Source organism: Parapedobacter sp. GCM10030251 (genome assembly GCF_042666505.1).
GTDB lineage: Bacteria > Bacteroidota > Bacteroidia > Sphingobacteriales > Sphingobacteriaceae > Parapedobacter.
The window spans coordinates 1-22,919 of the sequence record NZ_JBHTDN010000015.1; the positions used below are offsets into that span (position 1 = coordinate 1).

General features: G+C 50.3%; 21 protein-coding genes. 10 read left to right on the forward strand and 11 right to left on the reverse strand.

The window, feature by feature from the left end; genetic code table 11:
* The first annotated feature begins 260 nt into the window (after window positions 1–260).
* Complete coding sequence (locus ACFQRK_RS22275) at window positions 261–548, forward strand: hypothetical protein (RefSeq protein ID WP_379010475.1); 288 nt, start codon at window positions 261–263, stop codon at window positions 546–548.
* Between the two features lie 330 nt (window positions 549–878).
* Here ACFQRK_RS22275 and rplI read toward each other — a convergent pair whose 3' ends face one another.
* The 3 genes from rplI to rpsF are packed head-to-tail and all read right to left on the reverse strand — an operon-like array spanning window position 879 to window position 1,971.
* A complete protein-coding gene (gene rplI / locus ACFQRK_RS22280) occupies window positions 879–1,322 on the reverse strand; it encodes a 50S ribosomal protein L9 (protein WP_379010477.1) in 444 nt (147 codons plus the stop codon).
* A gap of 14 nt (window positions 1,323–1,336) precedes the next feature.
* The gene (gene rpsR, locus ACFQRK_RS22285; protein WP_090623589.1) at window positions 1,337–1,600 is read right to left on the reverse strand and encodes a 30S ribosomal protein S18; all 264 of its coding nucleotides are present in this window, start codon (window positions 1,598–1,600) and stop codon (window positions 1,337–1,339) included.
* A complete protein-coding gene (gene rpsF, locus ACFQRK_RS22290; protein WP_379010478.1) occupies window positions 1,600–1,971 on the reverse strand; it encodes a 30S ribosomal protein S6 in 372 nt (123 codons plus the stop codon). Before rpsF ends, rpsR begins: the two co-directional genes overlap by 1 nt.
* 142 nt (window positions 1,972–2,113) lie before the next feature.
* Between rpsF and rplU the strand changes: the two genes are divergently transcribed.
* Entirely contained in the window at window positions 2,114–2,425 is a 312-nt protein-coding gene (rplU, locus tag ACFQRK_RS22295; RefSeq protein WP_379010481.1) for a 50S ribosomal protein L21, read from the forward strand.
* Between the two features lie 49 nt (window positions 2,426–2,474).
* Window positions 2,475–2,912, forward strand: coding sequence for a 50S ribosomal protein L27 (rpmA, locus tag ACFQRK_RS22300; protein WP_379010482.1), 438 nt, complete (start codon window positions 2,475–2,477; stop codon window positions 2,910–2,912).
* Window positions 2,913–3,003: 91 nt separating this feature from the next.
* Here rpmA and ACFQRK_RS22305 read toward each other — a convergent pair whose 3' ends face one another.
* A complete protein-coding gene (locus ACFQRK_RS22305; protein WP_379010483.1) occupies window positions 3,004–4,785 on the reverse strand; it encodes an ABC transporter ATP-binding protein in 1,782 nt (593 codons plus the stop codon).
* 150 nt (window positions 4,786–4,935) lie between these two features.
* Here ACFQRK_RS22305 and ACFQRK_RS22310 point away from each other — a divergent pair, with 150 nt between their 5' ends.
* The 7 genes from ACFQRK_RS22310 to ACFQRK_RS22340 all read left to right on the forward strand — a co-directional run bounded on the left by ACFQRK_RS22310 (window position 4,936) and on the right by ACFQRK_RS22340 (window position 10,489).
* Window positions 4,936–5,973 (forward strand): Glu/Leu/Phe/Val dehydrogenase, encoded by a 1,038-nt coding sequence (locus ACFQRK_RS22310; RefSeq protein WP_379010486.1) that lies wholly within the window; start codon window positions 4,936–4,938, stop codon window positions 5,971–5,973.
* A 50-nt stretch (window positions 5,974–6,023) separates the two neighbouring features.
* Window positions 6,024–6,971: a transcription antitermination factor NusB gene (nusB, locus tag ACFQRK_RS22315; protein ID WP_379010487.1), complete on the forward strand. Its 948-nt coding sequence runs from the start codon at window positions 6,024–6,026 to the stop codon at window positions 6,969–6,971.
* A gap of 31 nt (window positions 6,972–7,002) precedes the next feature.
* The gene (locus ACFQRK_RS22320; RefSeq protein ID WP_379010488.1) at window positions 7,003–7,467 is read left to right on the forward strand and encodes a DUF1573 domain-containing protein; all 465 of its coding nucleotides are present in this window, start codon (window positions 7,003–7,005) and stop codon (window positions 7,465–7,467) included.
* A 153-nt stretch (window positions 7,468–7,620) separates the two neighbouring features.
* Complete coding sequence (gene yajC, locus ACFQRK_RS22325; protein ID WP_229717452.1) at window positions 7,621–7,947, forward strand: preprotein translocase subunit YajC; 327 nt, start codon at window positions 7,621–7,623, stop codon at window positions 7,945–7,947.
* A gap of 165 nt (window positions 7,948–8,112) precedes the next feature.
* Window positions 8,113–8,940, forward strand: coding sequence for a hypothetical protein (locus tag ACFQRK_RS22330; protein ID WP_379010489.1), 828 nt, complete (start codon window positions 8,113–8,115; stop codon window positions 8,938–8,940).
* The gene (coaE, locus tag ACFQRK_RS22335) at window positions 8,937–9,536 is read left to right on the forward strand and encodes a dephospho-CoA kinase (protein WP_379010490.1); all 600 of its coding nucleotides are present in this window, start codon (window positions 8,937–8,939) and stop codon (window positions 9,534–9,536) included. The genes ACFQRK_RS22330 and coaE overlap by 4 nt, the downstream gene beginning before the upstream one ends.
* Window positions 9,536–10,489 carry an MBL fold metallo-hydrolase gene (locus tag ACFQRK_RS22340; protein WP_379010492.1) on the forward strand — a complete coding sequence of 318 codons (954 nt, stop codon included), beginning with the start codon at window positions 9,536–9,538 and terminating at the stop codon, window positions 10,487–10,489. Before coaE ends, ACFQRK_RS22340 begins: the two co-directional genes overlap by 1 nt.
* Before the next feature lie 5 nt (window positions 10,490–10,494).
* On the opposite strand, the gene ACFQRK_RS22345 is transcribed toward ACFQRK_RS22340, so the two are convergent.
* From ACFQRK_RS22345 to ACFQRK_RS22375, 7 genes are all read right to left on the reverse strand, one after another.
* On the reverse strand, window positions 10,495–12,978 hold the full coding sequence (locus tag ACFQRK_RS22345; protein ID WP_379010494.1) for a phosphocholine-specific phospholipase C: 2,484 nt from the start codon (window positions 12,976–12,978) through the stop codon (window positions 10,495–10,497).
* 12 nt (window positions 12,979–12,990) lie between these two features.
* The gene (locus ACFQRK_RS22350; RefSeq protein WP_379010496.1) at window positions 12,991–13,731 is read right to left on the reverse strand and encodes an MIP/aquaporin family protein; all 741 of its coding nucleotides are present in this window, start codon (window positions 13,729–13,731) and stop codon (window positions 12,991–12,993) included.
* Window positions 13,732–13,756: 25 nt separating this feature from the next.
* Window positions 13,757–15,241, reverse strand: coding sequence for a glycerol kinase GlpK (glpK, locus tag ACFQRK_RS22355; RefSeq protein ID WP_379010497.1), 1,485 nt, complete (start codon window positions 15,239–15,241; stop codon window positions 13,757–13,759).
* A gap of 236 nt (window positions 15,242–15,477) precedes the next feature.
* Window positions 15,478–16,740 (reverse strand): BACON domain-containing protein, encoded by a 1,263-nt coding sequence (locus ACFQRK_RS22360; protein ID WP_379010498.1) that lies wholly within the window; start codon window positions 16,738–16,740, stop codon window positions 15,478–15,480.
* A 12-nt stretch (window positions 16,741–16,752) separates the two neighbouring features.
* Window positions 16,753–17,649: a BT_3044 domain-containing protein gene (locus ACFQRK_RS22365; RefSeq protein ID WP_379010499.1), complete on the reverse strand. Its 897-nt coding sequence runs from the start codon at window positions 17,647–17,649 to the stop codon at window positions 16,753–16,755.
* Window positions 17,650–17,671: 22 nt separating this feature from the next.
* Window positions 17,672–19,741 carry a RagB/SusD family nutrient uptake outer membrane protein gene (locus ACFQRK_RS22370; RefSeq protein ID WP_379010501.1) on the reverse strand — a complete coding sequence of 690 codons (2,070 nt, stop codon included), beginning with the start codon at window positions 19,739–19,741 and terminating at the stop codon, window positions 17,672–17,674.
* Between the two features lie 19 nt (window positions 19,742–19,760).
* Window positions 19,761–22,919 carry a SusC/RagA family TonB-linked outer membrane protein gene (locus tag ACFQRK_RS22375; protein WP_379010503.1) on the reverse strand — a complete coding sequence of 1,053 codons (3,159 nt, stop codon included), beginning with the start codon at window positions 22,917–22,919 and terminating at the stop codon, window positions 19,761–19,763.

A 22,919-nucleotide genomic window follows, 5' to 3' on the forward strand; every position in this document is an offset into this window, starting at 1 on the left:
ATCAAAACGACTGATATACATTTGCAAACGTTCTGCACTTATTGTTGCCATTGTTATGCACTCTTTGTTGCCGAAAACTATGTATTCCTGATTGCCAAAAACGCTGCACTTTTAATTACCGCTTACACCCCGGAACTGGATAGTTCAGAATTAGCGATTCCGTGATTAAATTACTAGTTTTAAACTGGAGTAAGATCCATGAAAAAATTGAAATTTACCGAGGCCCAGCTTGCGTTTGCGATTAAGCAGAGCGAGACGGCATGAAGGTGGAGGAGGGAATGCCGGACGATGGGCATCGGCGAGGCGACGTTCTACAACTGGAAGAAAAGTATTCAGGTTTAGGTGTGCCTGAGTTGCGACGGCTACGGCAACTTGAGGGAAACGTGCGGCAGAAGATTGTCGATCCGAGTCTGGACAAGCATGCTGCAAGACGTGTTAAAAGTTTTGCGGCGCAGGAGATGGTCAGCGGCCTGGCATCGAATTACCGAATTTCCCTTCGCCAGACCTGTGAGATTTCGCTGCTGAGCGCCTCGGCCTGGTATTACTGAGCACACCACCGGACGGATTTCCCAATATGGCAGCGATTCTGTGATATCGCCCGAACTCAGGTCTGTTATGGGCTCTGGCGGTCTACGTAGCTGCTGCGGCGGGAAGGCGGGCGGGAGAATCACAAACGTCTATCGAATCTATAAAGACGAAGACCTGAACCTGCGGACAAAACGTCAGCGGCGCTGCCGGGAGGCTTCCCACCGGTCCGAACCGCGTTTACCATTCCTGGATGGGGTTGAACATGCCGGCAAAAAAATCAATCGTGTTGTAAAAAAAAACGGCCGCCTTTTTCTCAAAAGGCAGCCGTTTTTATACGATAGATATTCTGCTTACTCAGCCACTACGTCGAAAGGAACCTGTACCTTCACTTCTTTGTGTAAGTTCAGGTTGGCGACGTATTCACCCAATACTTTGGGCTCCGTTTCAAACGTGATGCGGCGACGGTCCACTTCGAAACCTTGCTTTCTCAGCGCTTCTGCGATCTGAATGCTGTTCACAGAACCAAAGATCTTGCCGGTTTCTCCGGCTTTTGCACCGATGGTAAGTTTTAGACCTTCCAGCTTAGCAGCCAGTTCCGTTGCATCCTTCTTGATCTTCTCTTGCTTGAATTGCGCCTGACGGATGTTTTCAGCCAGTATTTTCTTCGCCGATTCGGTAGCAAGTACCGCAAAACCCTGCGGAATAAGATAGTTACGGCCGTAACCGGGTTTTACGGTGACCACGTCATCCTTTTCACCCAGCTTCTTGATATCTTGTTTTAAAATTACTTCCATGTCGTTTCCCCTCCTTATTTAAGTGAATCAGCTACGTAAGGCAATAAGCCGATGTGACGGGCACGTTTCACCGCTTGGGCAACCTTGCGTTGGAATTTCAACGAGGTGCCGGTAAGACGACGCGGCAATACCTTGCCTTGGTCATTGACGAACTTCAATAGGAAGTTCGCGTCTTTGTAATCGATGTATTTGATGCCATTTTTCTTGAAACGGCAATATTTCTTACGGTTGTCCTCTACCTTGGGGGCAGTTACGTATTGGATTTGATCGTTTGCCATTAGTTTGCTACCTCCTCTGATTTGGGTGTTTCAGCCTTTTTGTTGAACGCACCACTGCGCTTCTTTTCGTTGTAAGCAAGGGCGTGTTTATCCAATTTGATCGTCAGGAAACGCATTACTCGCTCATCACGCTTGTATTCCACTTCCAGTTTACTGATCAGTTCACCGGGAGCCTTGAATTCGATGAGGTGATAAAATCCGGTTGTCTTTTTGTCAATCGGATACGCAAGTTTTTTCAAACCCCAATTGTCCTCGTGGACAATTTCGGCTCCGCCTTCGGTAAGGATGCTGCGGAATTTGGCAATCGCCTCTTTCGAAACTTCCTCAGAAAGCAACGGGGTAAGAATAATAACGGTTTCGTACTGTTGCATACTTTCGTTTAAAAATTAAAATTTTATTAAATACTCCGCTTTAAACGGGCTGCAAATTTATACATAAACTTTGGATAATCAAAATAAAGCGTTACCTTTGCGCTTCGAAAATTTAAAGATTATTTAATTAATTCATTAACTGATGTACGCAATAGTAAATATAGCCGGACAGCAATTTAAAGTTGCAAAAGACCAGCAGCTCTTTGTACACCGCTTGCAAGGGGATGAAGGCGCTAGTATTGAATTTGACAATGTACTGTTAGCAGAAGACGGTGGTAAGTTCACCGTAGGCGCGCCCACGGTAAAGGGAGCCAAGGTTTCGGCTACGATTTTGTCACATTTGAAGGGCGATAAAGTGATCGTGTTCAAGAAGAAACGTCGTAAAGGCTACAAGAAGAAAAACGGACACCGTCAGCAATTCACAAAAATCGAGATTACCGGAATCACGTTATAAATTTGATTGTTTAATTGGGCTTTTTGCCTGCATAATAGATATATAGAACATGGCACATAAAAAAGGTGCGGGTAGTTCAAAGAACGGCCGTGAGTCGCATAGCAAACGTTTGGGAGTAAAAATATTCGGCGGCCAGCATGCCGTTGCCGGAAATATCATTGTTCGCCAGCGGGGTACCAAACACCATCCCGACGTGAACGTGGGAATTGGTAAAGACCACACCCTGTTTGCATTAATCGACGGGAAAGTTGTATTCCGTAAAAAGGCAAATAATAAGTCTTTTGTATCCGTAATCCCAGTTGAGGCTGCGCCCGTTGCTGAACAACCCAAAGCAAAGGTTGCCGAGAAGAAATCAGCATCGGCAGAAACAAAAGCTGCTGCGGTAGCAGAAGAGCCGAAAGCTGAAAAGAAAGAAAAGGCAGAAGCGCCTAAAAAAGCGAAAGCTGACGAGCAGGTCGAAAGCGGCGAAGAAACCGCTGCTGAGTAATCACCTTAAGCTCACACGCATATAGAAAGCCATTGGTATTATTGCCAGTGGCTTTTCTTTTGCTCCAATACTTTTGCTCAAACACTTCTTCTTACACCGCCTCTTCAAGCAGCTGTTTTTCGTGGAGCTCAAAATAACTGCCACGCAAAGCAAGAAGCGCATCGTGACTTCCCTGTTCAACGATCGCGCCGTCGTCCAACACAATGATGTGGTCGGCATTCTTGATGGTGGAGACGCGGTGTGCGATAAAGATGGTGCTTTTCCCCTGCATGGCAACGCTTAGGTTGCGAAGGATCTCTTCTTCGGTCTTTGTGTCGACAGCCGAAAGGCAGTCGTCAAAGATGAGTATCTGCGGTTTCTTGATGAGTGCCCGCGCGATGGACACGCGTTGCTTTTGTCCGCCCGAAAGCGTAATACCCCGTTCGCCAACGGTGGTTTCAAACCCATCCTCAAATCCCATAATATTCTCATAAACCGCTGCCCGTTTAGCGGCCTCTTCGACATCGCTTTGGCGGGTTTCGTCCAGACCGAATGCAATGTTGTTGGCAATTGTGTCGGAAAAAAGGAACACATCCTGCGGCACGAATCCGATTTGGCTGCGGAAAGATCGGAGAGGAAGTTTCCGGATGTCCTGTCCGTCGACGCGGATGACGCCGGAATGTACGTCGTACATGCGCATCAGCAGATTGGCCAAAGTTGATTTTCCCGATCCGGTTTTCCCGATAATTGCTAGTACTTCGCCGGGTTTTACCTCAAACGAAACGTTTTTGACAGCCTGGATTCCCGTATCGGGATAGGTGAAGCTCACGTTTTCAAACCGAATATAGCCTTTTGCATGAACACTCCCCTTCGCAGCGGTCTGGATTTGGGGTTGCGTGCGCAGAAATTCATTGATACGCTTCTGCGAAGCCGCGGCCCGTTGAATGAGCGAGGTCACCCATGCCAACGCCATTGCCGGGAAGGTAAGCTGGTTGACGTAGATGATGAATTCGGCTATGTTACCAGAGGTAATCGTACCCTTGGCCACTTCCAGTCCGCCCACATATACGGTGATAACGGTACTCAACCCGATCAATAGCAGAATAAGCGGAAAGAAAATTGCCTCCGTTTTGACCAACTCCAACGATGCGTGCCGGTACCGGTTGCTTTCATTTGCAAAGCGGTCCATCTTGTCGGCTTCGCGATTGTAGGTCTTGATAACCCGGATCCCTGAAAATGTCTCCTGAACGAAGGAGGATAGCGTAGAAAGCTGCTCCTGTATCCGCTCGCTGCGGCGGTTAATGATTTTGTTGACAAACAACAGGATAGCCGATAATATAGGGATTGGCATCAATGCATACATGGCCAGCGTGGGATTTACGCTGATCATCGCAGCGATCACCATCACGGAGAGTACCACCGTGTTGATAGAATACATAACGGCCGGCCCAAGATAGGACCGCACGCGGTTTACGTCTTCGGTCACGCGGTTCATGAGATCTCCCGTATTATTCCGCCGGTAAAATGCCATATCCAGCTGTTGGTAATGGTCGTAAATCTCGTTTTTGAGGTCGTACTCGATATGCCGCGAGGTAAGGATGATCGTTTGGCGCATCAGAAAAAGGAATAAGCCCCGTATCAGCGACAAGAGCAACACCAGGGCGCCAAATAACAACAAGCTGTAACCGAAGATCTCGTACACCAATTGCTGTCGCTCAAAGCCATGGAACAGCCGGTACATGCTGATGTTTTCCTTTACCAGGTCAAAGGCGATCCGGATCACTTGGGCCGGCAGTACGCCGAAGTAATTGGACAGGACAACAAACACAACACCGGGTATCATCCGCCAGCGGTATTTGTAGAAGTATTTATTGAGATGTGCGAGATGTGACATGCGATCCTGTTCGCAAAAATACGAAATGTTTGTGCCCGTTGGCTATATGCATTAATATTTTTGCTAAGTTTGCCCCATATTGCAGAACACTTAGATTGAGTATCGTTTCGTATGTCCGTACCTGTCATAGACAATTCCTCCTTTAAACTGATGGCGAAATTCGGCCATCAGAAACTCGTTTTCTGTAATGATGGTGCCGTTGGGTTACAGGCGATCATTGCCATACACGATACCACATTGGGGCCCGCTATCGGGGGCGTGCGGATGCTGCCCTACCAAAGCACGGATGAGGCCCTGGAAGATGTGTTGAGGCTCTCACGGGGGATGACCTACAAGGCGGCGGTGGCCGGCGTGAACTTAGGGGGAGGAAATGCAGCCATAATTGGCGATCACCGGACACAGAAAACTGAGGTTCTTCTGCGCAGGTTCGGGCAGTTCGTCGAAGAGTTGAGCGGTACGTTTATCGCCTCGCTTGACATTGGTACGACCCCCAAAGATATGGAGTACCTTCACATGGAGACCCGCCACGTCGCGGGGCTGCCGAAGTCTTTGGGCGGAAGCGGTGATTCTGCTCCCTTTACGGCTAAGGGTGTTTATTATGGTATCAAAGCTTCCTTAAAAGAGCTTTATGGTAACGACAGCCTCGCAGGTCGGACAGTCGCTGTACAGGGGGCCGGCAACGTGGGTGAACAGCTGATCGCGTTACTGCGTGAGGAAAACGCCAAAGTATATGTCAGCGATATCGTGGAGGAGCGGATGATCGAGATAGCCAATAAATATAAAGCGGTAGCAGTTTCCAACAACAATATCTATGAATTAGATGTTGATGTATATGCACCGTGTGCGTTGGGGGGTACAGTCAACAAAGATACCATCTCCAAAATGCGTTGTCGCATCATTGCAGGGTCTGCAAATAACCAGTTGCGGGATGAACAGGAAGATGGACAGTTGTTGGTGGACAAAAAGATTTTGTATGCGCCTGATTACCTGATTAACGCAGGAGGATTGATCAGCTGCTATTCGGAAATCGCCGGTTACAGTGTCTCGCGCACTGCTGCGCTGACCGAGAACATATATGAAGCCACGCGCTCAGTACTGCGTAAATCAATGACCGAGAATGTGGCGTCTTTCCATGCGGCTAATCAGATCGCGGAATCGCGGATAGCCGATATGCGGAAAATTAAGTAATAGAACACAGAATATATTGGCATCACATCCAATCGTTCTTTTAAATAGCTATGTTGAATAGAAGACACCTACGGGTCAAAGTATTACAGACGCTTTATGCGTATCAATTATCCGAAGATAAGCAGGTCGGTAAATTTGAAAAAGCACTGCTTAAAAGCGTTGACCAGGTATATGAGATGTATATATGGACACTGAATCTTTTGGATGAAGTTTCTGACTACGTACGTATCGACGCGGAAGAGCGCGCTAACAAATACCTGCCATCAGCTGCCGATCTCTCACCCAATACCCGGCTGCTTAACAATACCTTTATCGACTTGCTGCGGCACAACGACCAGTATCTGGCAGAAGTGAAAAAGTATAAGGTGTCTTGGAGTTTCGATCCGGAAATTGTGCGAACGGTTTTTCTGCAACTGAAAGACAAAGAAGAGTATCGGGCCTACTTAACTCAAGAAGATCGCTCTATCGCCGGCGAGAAGGAAATCATTAAGGTCATCTTCAAGAAAATCATCCTTAAAAATCCCGCCATTGAGCAGGTCTTTGAGGAGAGGTTTATCAATTGGCCCGTAGATAAAGAGGTACTGCAAGCCATGATAGCCAAAACCTTCAAAAATTTCACGGGTGAAAACCCCAATCAGAACCAACTGGCCGAGCTGACCCCCAATTGGACGGAAGACCGCCAGTTTATTACCGATCTGTTGGTCAATTCCATTCGGTATGCGGAAGAATACCAGCAATTGATCAGTGCAAAAACCAAAAACTGGGAATCAGATCGAATTGCATTATTGGATAACTTGTTAATGCGGATGGCGATCTGTGAACTGATCAATTTTCCAACCATACCCGTAAAGGTAACCATCAACGAATATATCGAAATCTCGAAAGTATTCAGCACAGCCAAGAGCAACACCTTTATCAATGGAATTCTGGATAAAATTCTCGGTGAGTTGCAAACGGTAGGCCGGATCCGTAAACATGGGAGAGGACTTGTACAATAGACATATAGTTGTAAATATCAATAAGCGTGTTATGAAGTGGATATTTTTAGTTTTTGCCGGACTCATGGTCATTGTGTCCTGCAATAATCAAAGCAACCAGGAACAAAAAGCAGCCGAAATCCCGTTGGAACAACAGGGGAAACAGCCCGTCGGGCAAACCATCATACCGGGTGCAGATTCATCGGGTGCGGTAATGGAAGTAAAAAGTGATTCATATGACTTTGGAGAAATCAAAGAGGGAGAAAAAGTTGAACATGAATTTACCTTTACGAATACCGGTGATGAACCGTTGATTATTTCGCAAGTGCAAGCATCCTGTGGATGTACTACACCAGAATACTCGAAAAATCCGATAGCGCCGGGCGAGGCGGGTAAAGTGAAGGTTGTGTTCAACAGTGCCGGGCAATCGGGAAAACAGCATAAGGTTATCACGGTCACATCCAATGCAGCTAGTCCGAATACGCTTTTGCATCTAAGGGGAGAGGTGAAGAAGTAAACCAGTGAGCATGGGAACCGGTGAGCAAGGGAACCAGTGAGTAAGTGTGAGAAGCTGGTAAAGGAAGTTACGTAAACAGCGGTAACGGTCGGTGGCTGATAGCCGATCGACAGCAATAGTAAAAACAAGAAAAACAAATAACGACTAACAATGATTACATCAACAATTTTTTTACAAGCTGGCGGGTCTGGCGCGGCGGGCGGAATCATGGGCTTTTTGCCGATGATCCTGATTATCGTGGTCTTTTATTTCTTCATGATCAGACCGCAGATGAAAAAGGCGAAAGATCATAAAAAATATATTGAGGAACTGAAAGTAAATGATCGGGTGGTGACGACTGCGGGAATACATGGTCGCATTGTGGAGATCTCTGAAACGACTTTCCTGGTGGATGTTGGAGGTGGAGTGAAAATCCGCTTCGATAAATCGGCCATTGCGCTGGACGCTTCCAAAGCGTTAAACGCCGCACCGAAAGCCTGATCGGCGCGTTTGCTTATACCCCTCACTTTTGCTAAGTTTGCGTAGATGCCGGTACCGAATTTAAATAAGACCCAGCGGCGCAAACTTAGCATTTTTATAAAATGCATTGTCTTTTCATTTCTGGCCTGGGCGCTTTTTGCGGTGTCCAATAATTACGTTTTTACGGTGAAATCCGGAGTTCAATATGTCAACATACCGGATAACCGCGCATTTCATCCGCTGCAGTCGGATACGGTGAACGTACAATTGGAAGCCACTGGATGGCAGCTGCTGTTTTCAACGCTGCGGTCGGTACGGCCTACCATTCAGGTTGATCTCAGCGGATTGCAAAGCCGCAACTGGATCGTGCTTAGCAACCAGATAGGCTTTATCAACCGGCAGTTTCCCGAAAATCAGCGGGTCATGTCGGTAACTCCCGATACCCTGTATTTTGATTTTTCCAAACAAACCGAGCGTAAAGTGCCGGTGAAGGCCCTGTATAATCTGCAATTCAGCAAGCAATACGACGTGATTGACAAATTGCGTATTTCACCCGAATACGTTACCATTACCGGCCCGCTTGAAGACGTCGTGCAGATCGAACGCTGGGAAACGGATACCATACGGTATACGAACGTCAACAGCAATGTTCATACGGTCGTCGACCTGAAGCAAAACCAGCGCGCCAATATCAATGTATATCCCACATCGGTAGAAGTGGACATCCCTGTTGGGGAGGTCACTGAAAAGATTCTCGAGGTACCGTTGAAAGCCGAGAATGCCAAGCAGTTCAGTTCGGTGAAGTTATTGCCCGGGAAAGTCAAGCTTACGGTAATCGTCTCGTTGCGAGATTTCACGAAAGTCACGGCAAACACGTTTGAAGCCGTGGTAAATATGGACGATTGGATAGAAAATGATGTGCGCAGTTTGCCGGTTATCATTACGCAGATGCCTGATTTTTGCAAACTGGTAAAAATCGAACCGCAGAATGTCGACTTTTTTGTGAGAAAATGAAAACGCAGTTAAAGATCGGAGTGACGGGGGGAATCGGCAGCGGTAAGTCTGTCGTATGCCGGATTTTCAATGTGCTGGGAATACCGGTTTTTGACGCCGATGCGGAGGCGAAGCGGCTGATGACCGTCGATTCAGCGTTGGCGGATGCGATCCGGACCGAGTTTGGCAAAGAAGCTTATCACTCCGATGGAACGTTAAATCGGCCCTATATGGCCGCTCAGGTGTTCAGCGATGATGAGCGGTTACGAATACTGAATGCATTGGTACATCCGGTGGTCATTCGCGCAGGGGAGGAGTGGGCCGCGAGACAGGAAGCACCCTATACCATCAAGGAGGCCGCATTGTTGTTTGAAAGTGGGTCGTTCACGTTGAATCACTATACGATATTGGTATCGGCCCCGGTCCAGCTGCGAATCGAGCGGGTGATGAAACGCGACGGCATAACGGCCGAACAGGTAGCCGCGAGGATGGAGCGGCAGTGGCCGGAAGAGAGAAAGAGGCAACAGGCCGATTTTGTGATCATTAACGACGGTATACAAGCCCTCATTCCCCAGGTGTTGGCGCTCGATAAACAGTTCCGCTCAGGCCAAATCTAATGGAGAATATATTGCCGGATTTCCTGGTCAAGCGGCAGGAAGGTTACTATTGCAGATATGGCGATTTTTTTGTTGATCCGTTGCTGCCTGTGCAGCGGGCGGTCGTATCCCATGCCCATGCCGATCATGCCAGTCCCGGGCACGAGCAAATCTGCTGCACCCCGCCCACGGCGGCGTTCATGCAATACCGGTACAGCCGTCAGCCGCGTCATAGCTTTCGTGAGTTTTCCTATCATCAGCCTTTTACCGTCGGTGACGTCCGGTTGTTCTTTATTCCAGCAGGGCACATGTTGGGTTCGGCACAGGTCGTGATGGAGTATAAAGGAGTACGGTATCTATTTACGGGCGACTATAAGTTGCAGGACGACGACACCTGTGAACCACTGGAAGTGGTGCAAGCGGACGTGCTCATTACCGAAAGCACATTTGCAGATCCGCAAATTATACACCCCGACCCGGTAACCGAAATCGGTAAAATAAACGATAAGCCCCATCACATCCTATTGGGCGCTTATGCGCTGGGCAAAGCGCAGCGGTTGACCTCTTTGATCAACCGGTATTGTCCCGACAGGAGGGTATTGGTACATCATGGAATTCTACCCCTGCACCGCCTGTATGCATCGTTGGGAATTTCGCAGCTGAAGTACGAGCCTTATAATCGGCGGGAGATGAAAACCACTGCGGCGCATCACATATACCTTGTTCCGCCGATGACTTTCAGCAGCTATTACCGAGCGACCAACGTGATCCGGGTATTTGCTTCCGGTTGGAAACATTTACAGCGATCCAATGATATGGATCTCTATATTTCGGATCATGTGGATTGGAACGACATCCTGACCTACGTGGTGCGGGTAAATCCGCGGGAAATCTGGACCGTACATGGCGACGGCACGCATTTGAGGGAGCACTTTTCCGGCCACATATCCGTTAGGGAACTCAATGGCGCTTGAGTCGATCAGGATAGATTCCCGATTTGCGGATCCGTAAACCCGATTTTCCCCGTTTCTACCTTACCTGCATAGCGCCAAAAGGCATCCGGTATCGTCTCCACCGTAACCGTCAAGTCGTACCAACTATGACTAGGGGAGAGTTTGAGGATTGTCATTTCGGTGGCCCCGGCAGCCAAAGGCAGGATGCGGTTTGGCATCCCATATGCCTGATCTTTGATATGTGCGCGCAACGGGGCTTGACTGTTATTTTTCAATGAAAGGCATACGTTGCCCGTAGGTTGTCCATCGGCCGTTTCGTAGCGCAATTGAACGGAAAATTCCGTGGCGTCGCGACCGCTGAAGTGCCGGAAAAACCCATTTGGGCCATTGACCCGGATATCGTAACCGCTGTTGCCGATTTCAAATTCATCCGAGAGCTCGTCACCGGCAGCTACTGCGTAAGAGCGGATACGGCCTGCCTCATACACCGTGAAAGGTGCGCCCGCACTCTTTTTGCCAAAAAAGGTGTTTCCTGCTGTCAGTTTCAGCGTTAGCCTATGGTTTCCTGACAGGTCGGCGTACAGCTCATACGGCAGGGGCGGGGCGGGCTTTATGCCCGGTTCCTGCCTGGGCATATCCGGCAAATTCCATGGGCGTACAAGGGCCTTTGCCATATCGTCCGATCCTAGCTCGCGAAAATCCCGTGGACGGTCTCTAAATTGCGCTTGGTGAATGGCCTCCAAATACGGGTCCCGTTGGATGAACGGCAGGTTTCTGTCAAGGTCTGCTTCACCGGCCGGTACGAAGGCTGCGGTCAGGTCTCCGCAGATTGTGCGTCTCCAAGCGCTGATGTTATCCTCCCGGATATTTGTGTCGAACTTTTGGTTCAGAAACGTTTCCAGGAATTGTAAAGTCGACGTATGGTCGTATACTTGCGAACAGACATTTCCGCCCCTTGTCCAAGGCGAGGCAATGATCAGGGGTACGCGGTATCCCAGACCGATGGCGGCTCCCCGCGCATCCTTTGGCTTTTTTCCTTCGGCCAACTCCTGTTCAAGCGACGTGTATTCGATACGTGGATCGATGCCTTCGGAACATTTGCCGCTGTTCTTTTTGCCCGGATCCGGCGGTACGAAAGGAGGGATATGGTCAAAGTAACCGTCGTTCTCATCGTACGTCATAATTAAGATGGTTTTCCGCCATACATCCGGATTTTTGGTCAGCGTATCCATAATCTCCGATAGGTACCAGGAGCCGTACCAGGGAGCTGTAGGATGGTCCGAATATTTTTCTGCAGGCACCATCCAGGATACCGTCGGTAGCGTGCCAGCTTCCACATCTTTCCGGAAGGCATGCAATATATCCCCCTTGGGTACGGTTAGTTCGTGAACCTTACCGGCCTGGTCCGTGTAGGATAGCATCTCCAGACGGTGGAAATCGGGATCTTCGCGGTTGGTCGTGAATGCCCGGCGGAATAAGCTCTTCTCCGTTTCACTCAGTTTATCAAAATTTTCAGCCGCCCACTGATTGGCCTCACGCTGCGCTTTTTCGAGAACCTCCTCTTTTTTTTCCAGCGCGTTTTTGGCCTTGCTGTAGGCTGCGCTTCCCGGCTCCTCGTTCTGCAATTTTTGCCGTAGCTCATGTATTTCTTCCGGAAGTTCGCGCAGTTGGCGTTGAAGGCCGGGCAGGTATCGCGATGTAAAGCGCGCGTGATAGCGCTCAAACAGCTCCAGCGGATTGCAGCCGAAATTGGCTAGCCACGACCGTTCCTCACCCACAAAGCCACCGCCACAGGTTACGTCATTCTGGTATACCTTCCAGCTGACACCGGCCTCTTCGAGGCGTTCCGGAAATGTCTTCCAGCGTCCCTCTCCCAGGGGAAGGTCGTTGCGCATCCAAGCTTTACTGGTGTGCGTAGGGGCCTCCCGTACGGTACCTGTCCAGAAGAACATGCGGTTCGGCCAGGTGCTGGTCATGCCCGAGCAGAAGTTTTGGTCGCATACCGTAAAGGCATCTGCCAAGGCATAGTTAAAAGGAATGTCCTGCCGGTTGTAATACCCCATGGTGAGCGGGATGTTATCGTCGGCACGCCCGCGTTTCTTTGCTTCGATCCAGTTATCGTGCCATCCGCTGTTGTAGGCGTCTACCTGGCTGGCTCTGGAGTGCGGCACGGCCCCCATCCACGTAGCTTTCGTTTCTTTAAGATTCAGACGGAAAGGCGCATACGTGTGTCCTTCGCGGTCCGATTGAAACCATACCGGGTTACCATTGGGCAAGGATACGTAACGGGGATCGTTAAAGCCCCGAACGCCGCTTAATGTCCCTAAACTGTGGTCAAAGGATCGGTTTTCCTGCATCAGAATGACAACATGTTCCGCATCCAGAAACGTGCTTCCAGGGGTCGGCTGGATGGCCAACGCCCGTTGAATAGCCGGCGGAAGGTTGTTTGCCAAGCCGGTCGCTCCGGCGAGGATCGTGAGTTTTTTCAGAAATTCTCTCCGGTTTTCCATGGTAATCCTAAGCTATCTGCCCAACCATAGAAATGCCAATGCGGCAAGGGAGGCTCCCAATAAGGGACCGATTACGGGAACCCAGGCGTACCCCAGATCAAAAGGCGCCTTGTTGTTAATCGGCAGCAATGCATGCACGATGCGTGGCCCCAGGTCGCGGGCCGGATTGATCGCGTAGCCCGTGGTACCTCCCAGGGCTAAGCCGATTACCCAGACGACAAAGGCTACCGGAATGGCCCCCAAAGATCCTAAACCAATCGGAATGGCCGCGTCCGACGTATTGTTGAGCGTGGCGTCGGTGAAATAGAAAACGGCGAACAGCAGCACAAATGTACCCACTACCTCGCTGATCAGATTCACGGGGAGATTCCGGATCGCCGGTGCGGTGCAGAAGACGGCCTGTTTTGCGCCGGAATCTGCCGTGGCTTTGAAGTGGTCTTTGTAAATCAACCACACCAGGAAGGCACCGCTCATCGCACCGATGAACTGCGCCAGGATGTAGGAAGCTACTTCACCCGGCCCTAGATTACCCGCAATCCACATGGCCAGGGTAACCGCCGGATTCAGGTGGGCACCGCTGTAGGGACCGGCGATCACCACCCCTACAAATACGCCCAGCGCCCAAGCCGTGGTGATCACAATCCAGCCACTGTTGTTCCCCTTGGTCCCGGTTAGAACCACGTTGGCCACGACGCCGCCGCCGAGCAAGATGAGAAATCCGGTTCCGATAATTTCTGCTATAAATGGAGTCATAATGGGTTGTTGTTTGGTTCCTTCTTCACTTAAAGTGTTTTGCGGTTTCCACCGCGGCGTGCCAACGTTCCAAAGAGGTAGCCGCATCAAAGTCCCCATCCGGCGCAAACGTTTTATCAATCTGCCATTGGCTTTGGATGTCGTCAGTACTTTTCCACAGTCCGACAGCAAGGCCTGCTAAATAAGCGGCTCCTATGGCGGTGGTTTCCGTAATTTGGGGCCGGACCACGCTTGCCTGCAGGATGTCGGCCTGGAATTGAAGCAGTAAGTTATTTGCGGTTGCTCCACCGTCTACACGGAGTTCCTTGATCTCCGCATTGGCGTCGGCCTCCATCGCACGCAGGATGTCTACGGTTTGGAAGGCGATGCCCTCCAATGCCGCACGCGCGATGTGCGAGGCGTTGCTGCCCCGGGTGAGCCCTACGATGGTGCCCCTGGCGTAAGGATCCCAATGTGGTGCACCGAGGCCGGCAAATGCCGGTACCAGGTAAACACCGTCCGTATCTTTGACTTTCGAGGCCAGCTCTTCGACATCTGCCGAATTCCGGATGATGCCCAGTCCATCCCGCAGCCATTGCACGATAGCGCCGCCGATAAAGATGCTGCCCTCAAGGGCATAGCTTACCTGATCACCTAGTTTCCATGCGATGGTAGTAACCAAATTGTTGTCAGACAATACGGGTTTATTCCCAATGTTCATCAGCATAAAGCATCCGGTGCCATAGGTGTTTTTTACCATTCCGATTTTTGTGCAAAGTTGACCGAAGAGTGCAGCTTGCTGGTCGCCGGCAATGCCCGCAATGGGAATTTTGGCGGCCAGAATATTGGCTGCGGTTTCGCCATAGATTTCAGATGAACTCCGTACTTCCGGCAGCATACTTTTGGGTACGTCAAACACTGTCAGGAGTTCGTCGTCCCATGCCAGAGTATGGATGTTATAGAGCATGGTTCGGGAGGCGTTGGACACGTCAGTGAGGTGCTTTTGGCCGCCGGTGAGGTTCCAGACCAACCAGCTGTCTACCGTTCCGAAAGCTAGTTCTCCCTTTTCCGCTTTTTCGCGGGCTCCTGCTACGTTATTGAGTATCCAGTTGATTTTGCTGGCTGAAAAATAAGCATCGATGAGCAGTCCGGTTTTCTGACGGATGGTATCGCTGTGTCCCTTGTCTTTGAGCTCGTCACAGTATGACGCGGTACGCCGGTCTTGCCATACGACGGCCGGACAAATGGGGCGGCCGCTGGCGCGGTCCCACACCACGGCCGTTTCCCGCTGGTTGGTGATTCCGATGGCGGCAATGGACGAAGCCTTCAAGCCCGCCTTTGCCACAGCTTCCGTGGCAACGGAAAGCTGGCTGGACCATATTTCCTGTGCATCATGCTCCACCCAACCCGATTGCGGGTAGTATTGTTTGAATTCTTTCTGGGCAACGGCCACTATGCTGCCCTCCTTATCGAAAATAATGGCACGGGAACTGGTGGTTCCCTGGTCTAACGCTAAAATATATTGACTCATAATTTAAATTTGCCGATGTGGGATTTGTCTTTGTCAAAGCTAAAAAATGTTTGATTCAAAACAAATTGAATTAGAAAGAAACTCCGATAATGGTGGTTTGTTGTTAAATGAAATCAAATGAAAGTATCTTGGACCTAGGGCTTTGTCCTAATGTGCCACAACGATGGCTTGTAAGCATCGCGACGGCTCCTTGCCCGGGCTAATCGCGGCTCGGGCAAGGAACATGCGTCACTGCATCACTTCAATACGGTTACCAGAATATCATCCAAAAATATACGGTTTTTGTTAATTGGCGCCCCGGACTCCGGACGCAGGTCGTAGTCACCACCCAAAAACCAAATCTGAGTTTCAGCAGTGGCGCCAGTAATCGTAAAAGACCGCGTCGTTTCGGGAGCTTTCCAAATCTCCGTGCAGTTGGGATCCAAGGTGTAATTTGGCCAATTGTCAATGGAAAACTCACTTACATCGACGGTACCGGGACCGGTAACGCCTACTTTGAGGACGGAACCATCTCTTGCTCCTCCGGCGGTTTCGTAAGGCACAGCCTTGAAGGATACCCGCAGATTCTGGGTGCCTTGCACTTCAGACAGTTTTGGGCTGAGTATGTCCGATCCATAGTTTGTTTTTCCGAGTTTGACAAAGCCCTGACGGGCGTATGTAGACGGAATGCCATCGGCAGACGGATTGCGCCAGCCCCAGCCCCTCGCTAATTCCGCGGTGCTCCAATTATCGATTCGGGTTTCCCCGGAGGTCGTATAAAAAATGGCACTTCCATACGTCAGCCAGTTAAAATCTTCATAGAGTACTACCTCCATGCCTTCCTGAATGACTTCAAATACGCCGGGGATTTGTTCGCCGTCTAGATAGAAGACTAAACCCGCCGTACGCGATTCAGGCGTAGTATTGATATCGACATTCACCGTCACACCCGTATCAAAACGCCCCTCCATCGGTTCGATGCTCAGCCAATCTGTCCCTTCAGGTATTTCGATTTTCCACTCGCCAGTAGAACGGACCACATATCGGCCGTGAAGCCCACCTTCCGGAGCTTCTAAACCGGGAAGTCCATCCAGGTGTACATAGGCATCATCACCTCCGCCCGACTCATCACGCGCCTCTTGCTCGATTTTCAACACGTTGTTCTGAATCTTGCCGTCCACGACAAACGTCAGGATCGATTGGCGTGGCTCCGGTGTCGTATTCCTGCCGACCGTAACCGTAAATGTTCCTTCTCCCTGCCCTTCGTTGGGGGCTATTTTTAACCACCTTTCGTCGGATAAGGGCTCAACCTTCCATATGCCCGCCGACTGAACTGTGAAGGTTTGGGATGATCCTTCCGATGTGACGGTCATGGCCGTCGGGTTATCCTTCAAGGCAAAATGGGTGCCTTGCTCATTTTCTTTCTTACAGGAAGAAAAAGCCACAAAAAAGCCCAGGCATACGGTTCTCCACAGCGTAGGCGAAGCCTTTTTAACGTTCGTGTGATGATTTGTCTTCATGATTTAATCCCCTTACTTGATTTGCAACTCCACCCGTTCTTGCATGACATTGGTAACACCGTCGATTGTATACTCGTATTTCAGGAGGAACACGTTGGTTCTTCTCCCAAAAGCTTCTTCGACCCTGAATATATTCGGATACTGGGGGTCGTTGTCCAATTGGACCACTTGTATGTCCTTATACGGTTTGATCTTCACCTTTTTGTCCTCATCCACCTCCAGTATGATGGACTTTTTTGCGATGGACTCCTCGGTCGATTCGAAGGTTTCGTTGCCCGCGATCATCCGGACACTGTTGTGGGTTAACGGAAAAAGTTGCTTGTTTGCCGCGCTTACCATGTCGTTGATCAATCCGGTCATGGTATAAACGGAATTATCCGCTTGCGAGGCGTAATCATTCTGGATGAGTACCTGATAAAGCATAGTGCTTTTCTTCGGGTTCAATTCGACTCCGGAGACGTCGGTAGCTCGTAGTCCGATAAAATAGCTCGAATCCGGTGATAGGCCCTCCGGGCGCAATTTGATCGAGGTTCGCCCCGTGCGTTCGCCCGCGTTGATCTGGATATTGTAATCTGCAATTTCATACTTATCTGCTGGTAATAGCTTTGCATACAACGTTTCGTCCGCATCGTAAAGTGACCAATTATAAGCAGCCAGCGGTTCGGGGTCTTCCTCCAACCGGATAACCAAGTTTTTATCCGGAGCATGCGTACCTCCGGTAGAAGCTGCGATATATCCGATAATTTCTTCTTCACCCGTCAGGTGAACGACTTCCTGAAACGTATTGTGGTAGTCGCTACTGATCAACGCGACTTCATTTTTATACATCTCTTTTTCGAAAACTGCATCGTCGTTGCAGGATGCAAACACTGTAGTCAGTGCAAGCATAGCGATATAACTTCCTTTCATTTTTTTCTTTTATCGTTTTACCCTAGTTATAGCCCGGATTCTGATCAAGAGAAGGCAATCTCCTCAACTCGGCGCGTGGTATCGGCACCCAAACGAATTTCTTGTCGACTATCCGCGTAAGGAACGATGAAGTGCCTGGGGTGGTGCGTCTGTAATATGTCTCCCGTGTTGCGCCATCTGGGTTCATGCCCCGCAAGGGCTCCCGTTCGGTTTCTTCATAAATACCCCATCTGCGTACGTCATAAAAGCGACGGTTCTCCCATAGGAACTCAACCATGCGTTCGCGTTCGATTTGTTGCTGAACGACCGTTGCGTTAGCAAGCTGGCTGTCGGATAATCCGGGCAGCCCCGCACGATAGCGCACCAGGTTGAAGGCACTTTTGATCGCTTCGGCATCCCGGCTAACGGTGAACTGCTCGTTACCGAGTTGCACGGTGTGGGTGCCTGTCAGATTGTTCACGGCTTCCGCGTACGATAGCAGGATTTCTGCATACCGGATGATGGGATATGCCTTGGGGATATGCCGCGCACCTGTGCCATTGAAGGCATCATACGGGTGGTTGAATTTCTTGATCACATATCCGGTAATCGGATAATTGGGAGAGGCAGCGCTAACACCGCCCCGGCCATCTACATCCTGGTAGTAGTACTTTGCGGTATGGGTATTGATCGTTGTACTGGACAAGGCCTGCCACACGGCTTCGTTAAACCCGATGGATGCATAGAACCGCATCTCGCGGTTGGCATACATTTTAAATACCCCGGCATTGAGCGGATACCCCGAGAAAAACTTTGCCTGTTCGGTAAAGAGGTCATTGAAAGTTCCACCAGAAGGAAGATCCGCTTCTGTTTCAAAATAAGTGTCGCCACGAGCTTCTTCTTTGGTGCGCCCATCCTCCATCAGGTAGGCATCCACCACTTTCTGGGTCACGGAGAAACGCCCCCAGCCACCCAACGACGGCGGCATCGAGCCTCTGCTGATAAATTCTGCGATGTATCCGGTGTTTCTACCCCAAATCAATTCCGGATTGATGGCGGCCACTGCCTCGCCGGTAAAGATATCCGAGTAGGACCTGAACGCATCGATACCGGAGGCTCCGTTGGGATAGGTGTTATAGAAATTGGGATCCGAGGTGACGCCTGCGGGGAGCGAAGGTGTCCGGTCATCTGCAGCCACCGCATAGAGCCGGTACGACCCCATATCCATCACCCGCTTGGCGGCTGCCGCTGCTACTGCCCAACGGCGTTCGTCGTACTGCTGGGATACATAGTGCACACCATCCGTGGACCGCGTCCAGTTGCCATAATAGGAACTGGCGACCGCACCGCCGTTAAACAGCGGACTGGCGTGTATTAACCGCAGCCGGGCGATCAGCGCGAGCGCCGCACCTCTGGTGGGACGTCCGAATTCCAGAATATTGGTTTCTCTCGGAAGCAACTGGGCAGCCTTTTCAAACTCGTCGCACGTATAGTCCATCGTTTCGTCGTATGTCGCCCGTGGACGGTCGTAATATTCCAGGGATTCGTTGGTATTCACCACTTCGTCGCCAAGCAAAATTGCAGGGCCGTAATCAACCAGGATGTTATAGTAGGCATAGGCGCGGATGAAGCGTGTGTATCCTTCGATCCGAATCCGGTCCACATTGGTCATGTCTCTGGGACGCTCGAGATTTTGCAGGATCAGGTTACATTTCCGGATGATTTTGTAGTACCGACCCCATTGATTGAGGTTACCGGCGGGACCGCCCCCGGATCCGTAAAAATCGGGCGTGATATTCCCAGTGACAAAATCCATTCCGTAGTACACATTGGCAGATCCGCCCCCGGTAAGTCCGTTGAATCCCTCGTCGGTAGCCATGGGACCCGGTGTATAACCGAATCGGATGGTGTTTGATTCATCCGGAAACATCGCCGCCGCGCCCCACATGTAGGCTTCCATATACCGGGTATTGGCAAATGCCGAATCGATGTTAAATTCATCGTCGAAATAATCGTCGATATTCAGGTAGTCCTTACAGGACGTCGCCACAGCAACCAGCTGGATGATGATGGCTGCTTTCGCAATTCGTTGTATGATGATTGACTTTCTCATGTCATTGATGTCTGTAGCCTTAAAAATTGATGTATACCTGTGCCGAATACGTAGTCGGAATCGGGTACTTACGACCGTTCCATGCGGCTTGTTCCGGATCAAAGATTTTTACTTGATCCCATATGTAGAGGTTGTTGCCCACAAACTGCAGGTCCATCGAAGAAACGCCGAACTTTTTCAGGAACGCCGGATTTATGTGATAATTCACGGTAATTTCCTGCAGCCGGAGGTAGCGAGCATCACCTTGCCAGAAGGTGGACAACTGGCTGTTGTTGCTATTATTGCCATATTGGAGGCGCGGAAAGCGGGCGTTGGGGTTTTCAGCCAATGAAAGGTCTATGCCCTGCTGTAAGGCGTATTCCCGCGGTATCCATCGGTTTCTGGGGTCAGCGGCCAAGGTAAGTACATTGCCTTCCGTGCCTTGGAAGAAGGGCATATAGCCCATCCCGTTTGTGATCGTTCGCTTCCGGCCTTCCCAGCTATACCAATCATCGTCAATTCGCTCTTCCATGGACTGTCCCACATAGAAAAATGAAGTTTTTCCCGTCCCTTTGAATAGAATACCCAACGTCAGGTTCTTGTAGCGGAACTCGCCCCCGAAACCGTACATCGTCAGCGGATAATTGCTGTGCGTCAACGGCACCTTATCCAAGTCATTGATTACGCCGTCGCCGTTTACATCCTTATACTTGATATCACCGGGCATGACCGTTCCAAACGTCTGTCTGGGACTGTATTTGATGTCGTCTTCGTCTTTAAAAAGCCCAATCGCTTGGAAACCGCGGAGGGATTTGTGTGGGTAACCATTAAATTCGAGATAGGGATACTCCAAATAGGCCTGCTCCCAGTTCTGTACCACATTTTTGGAATAGGTGAAATTGCCGCGCACGGTGAAGCCGAAGTTGGGGGAAACCTGTGCTGTGTAGCTGATGTTTCCATCGGCTCCAGAGCTTTTCATCCGGCCCACATTGGCAAAGGGGTTGGATATGACCCCTACATATTCAGGTACCTGTACCCGCTGCTGAAAAATTCCGTTGCGCTGATCTTCGAAAAAATCAACGACAAACTCGATTTTGTCGTCCAACAGTCTACCTTCGATCCCCAGATTGGACTTAACTGCTCGCTCCCAGGCGAGGTTATCCGCCCCAATCCGGGTTTCGTTGATCGTTTCGATGTCGGGAATACCCCATACATTGCCCGAACCTTGATCCGCTTTCGTCAGGTAAGGGAAACGGATATCCGTAATGCGATCATTCCCCACGGTACCATACGACGCCCTGATCTTGAAGTAGTCGAGCCAGGGCATCTTCTCCTGCACGAATTGGTAGCCCGTAGGCACCCAACCTAAGGCGATGGAGGGGAAAAAACCATATTGCCTGCCCGGCTGGAAGTTTTCGGACCCGGTATACCCAAAGTTGATATCCAACAGGTAGGTGTCCCGGAAGCCATAGGTAAACCGGCTGGATACCCCTTGATAGCGCAGCGGGATGGCGGATAGGTTATTCGTCGCATCTTTCGTATCTTTTGCATCGCTGATGTAATAATAGATCAACGCGGATGCCCGGTGGTCTTCACCAAACTGTTGATCGTAATTGATGGCCGACTCAAGGAAATATTTGCGGTATTCGCGCGTCATTTGGTCGTAAGAAGCCGATCGCTCCTGCACCCGTTCCATCATGATGAGCGACCCGTCGTAGTTCCGACCGGTAGCTTCATAGAGGGCAGGCTGCACCCACCTTCGCTCCTTAAAGTAACTATTGATATCATAAGCGCCCTGAATGCGGAATTTGAGCCCATCCAATACGCTGGAGAGATTTTGATTCAGCGCGAGAGTTGCTTTGCCCTTAAACAACTGGTCGGAGGCTTTGCCTGTACGGTTGATCATAACATAGGGCGATGACCGGTCTCCGGTACCCCGGCCGGGTAACAGGCCATTGGAATACTGAATGGGGATTGTCACCGGCGTGAGTCGCGATTGGGTGCCCCAGATATAATCGGTATTTGCCACGCCCGGCTGATCCAGCCGGGATAGGAAACCATCCGATCCCAGGAAAACCTCCGTGGTTTTCGTTAGGTTGAGATTTAGGTTGATCCGGTAATTATAAGTGTTGTACCCAACATTCGAACTATACACGCTGTTTCTGTCGACTTTGTAGGCGGCAGTTTCCGAGTTGCCACCCAGGCTCAGGAAATAGCGGGCCACCTCGCTACCTCCACGACCACTTACATAGTAACTTTGGCGCCAAAAGTTGTTTCTGAGAATCTCGTCCTGCCAGTTCACATCCGGATACATGTCCGGATCCAGTCCATCCCGGATGATCCCCAGCTCGGTTTCGTTGTAAAGCGGCGATTCTCCCCGGACGATGCTGGCTTCATTGGCCAATTGTGCATAGTCATACGCGCGCAGGTATTGCGGCAGGCGATTGAGCCGCGAAAGGGTTGTGTTGGCCCGTGCGGTAATCTGGATCCGATCTACGAGACCCCGCTTGGTGGTAACCAACACCACGCCATTGGCACCCCTCACACCATAAACCGCAGTGGCCGAGGCGTCTTTGAGGATGGAAAAGCTCTCGATATCTGCCGGATCCAGCGTGTTCAGGTCTCCTTCCAACCCATCGATCAGCACGAGGGCGCTGCTGTTAGCCCCGAATGTGCCGATACCCCGTACCCAGAATTCGGCAAGGTTCCGCCCGGGCTCTCCGCTGGTTTGCATGGAAATTACGCCCGCGGCCCGTCCGCCAAGCAGATTGGTAATGGATGGGGCAGGGCTCTGAAGCTCTTTGACATCGACCGTTGTGATGGCGCCGACCGAACTGATTTTCCGTTGTGAAGTTCCGAGGCCGACCACAACGACTTCATCCAGGGCCTCACTTTTGTTGGTGAGCGCGATGGACAGATTAGTGGTCGATTCGACGGCGACATGTTCTACGGGTTCATAACCGACGTACGTAAACACGAGTCGGTCGCCGTAGACCACATTTATACTAAACTTTCCATCGGCGTTGGTTGATGTTCCCGTGGTCGCTTTGTCCTTGATATATATCGATACACTGGATAGCGGTTCGCCGGCTTCATTGACGACCGTACCGGCAATCGTTAACGCTTCCCCTTGCTGTGCAAATGCCGTTGTAAACAATAAGTACAGCGATAGTGTGCACAAAATGTGAATAATTTTCAT

Coding starts and splice junctions, on each gene's coding strand:
- rpmA (WP_379010482.1), top strand. CDS start 2,475: ATGGCACATAAAAAAGGTGCGGGTAGTTCAAAGAACGGCCGTGAGTCG.
- ACFQRK_RS22350 (WP_379010496.1), bottom strand. CDS start 13,731: ATGACTCCATTTATAGCAGAAATTATCGGAACCGGATTTCTCATCTTG.
- rplI (WP_379010477.1), bottom strand. CDS start 1,322: ATGGAAGTAATTTTAAAACAAGATATCAAGAAGCTGGGTGAAAAGGAT.
- ACFQRK_RS22275 (WP_379010475.1), top strand. CDS start 261: ATGAAGGTGGAGGAGGGAATGCCGGACGATGGGCATCGGCGAGGCGAC.
- rplU (WP_379010481.1), top strand. CDS start 2,114: ATGTACGCAATAGTAAATATAGCCGGACAGCAATTTAAAGTTGCAAAA.
- ACFQRK_RS22345 (WP_379010494.1), bottom strand. CDS start 12,978: ATGGAAAACCGGAGAGAATTTCTGAAAAAACTCACGATCCTCGCCGGA.
- glpK (WP_379010497.1), bottom strand. CDS start 15,241: ATGAGTCAATATATTTTAGCGTTAGACCAGGGAACCACCAGTTCCCGT.
- rpsR (WP_090623589.1), bottom strand. CDS start 1,600: ATGGCAAACGATCAAATCCAATACGTAACTGCCCCCAAGGTAGAGGAC.
- ACFQRK_RS22320 (WP_379010488.1), top strand. CDS start 7,003: ATGAAGTGGATATTTTTAGTTTTTGCCGGACTCATGGTCATTGTGTCC.
- nusB (WP_379010487.1), top strand. CDS start 6,024: ATGTTGAATAGAAGACACCTACGGGTCAAAGTATTACAGACGCTTTAT.
- ACFQRK_RS22305 (WP_379010483.1), bottom strand. CDS start 4,785: ATGTCACATCTCGCACATCTCAATAAATACTTCTACAAATACCGCTGG.
- ACFQRK_RS22360 (WP_379010498.1), bottom strand. CDS start 16,740: ATGAAGACAAATCATCACACGAACGTTAAAAAGGCTTCGCCTACGCTG.
- ACFQRK_RS22365 (WP_379010499.1), bottom strand. CDS start 17,649: ATGAAAGGAAGTTATATCGCTATGCTTGCACTGACTACAGTGTTTGCA.
- ACFQRK_RS22310 (WP_379010486.1), top strand. CDS start 4,936: ATGGCGAAATTCGGCCATCAGAAACTCGTTTTCTGTAATGATGGTGCC.
- ACFQRK_RS22340 (WP_379010492.1), top strand. CDS start 9,536: ATGGAGAATATATTGCCGGATTTCCTGGTCAAGCGGCAGGAAGGTTAC.
- ACFQRK_RS22375 (WP_379010503.1), bottom strand. CDS start 22,919: ATGAAAATTATTCACATTTTGTGCACACTATCGCTGTACTTATTGTTT.
- coaE (WP_379010490.1), top strand. CDS start 8,937: ATGAAAACGCAGTTAAAGATCGGAGTGACGGGGGGAATCGGCAGCGGT.
- rpsF (WP_379010478.1), bottom strand. CDS start 1,971: ATGCAACAGTACGAAACCGTTATTATTCTTACCCCGTTGCTTTCTGAG.
- ACFQRK_RS22370 (WP_379010501.1), bottom strand. CDS start 19,741: ATGAGAAAGTCAATCATCATACAACGAATTGCGAAAGCAGCCATCATC.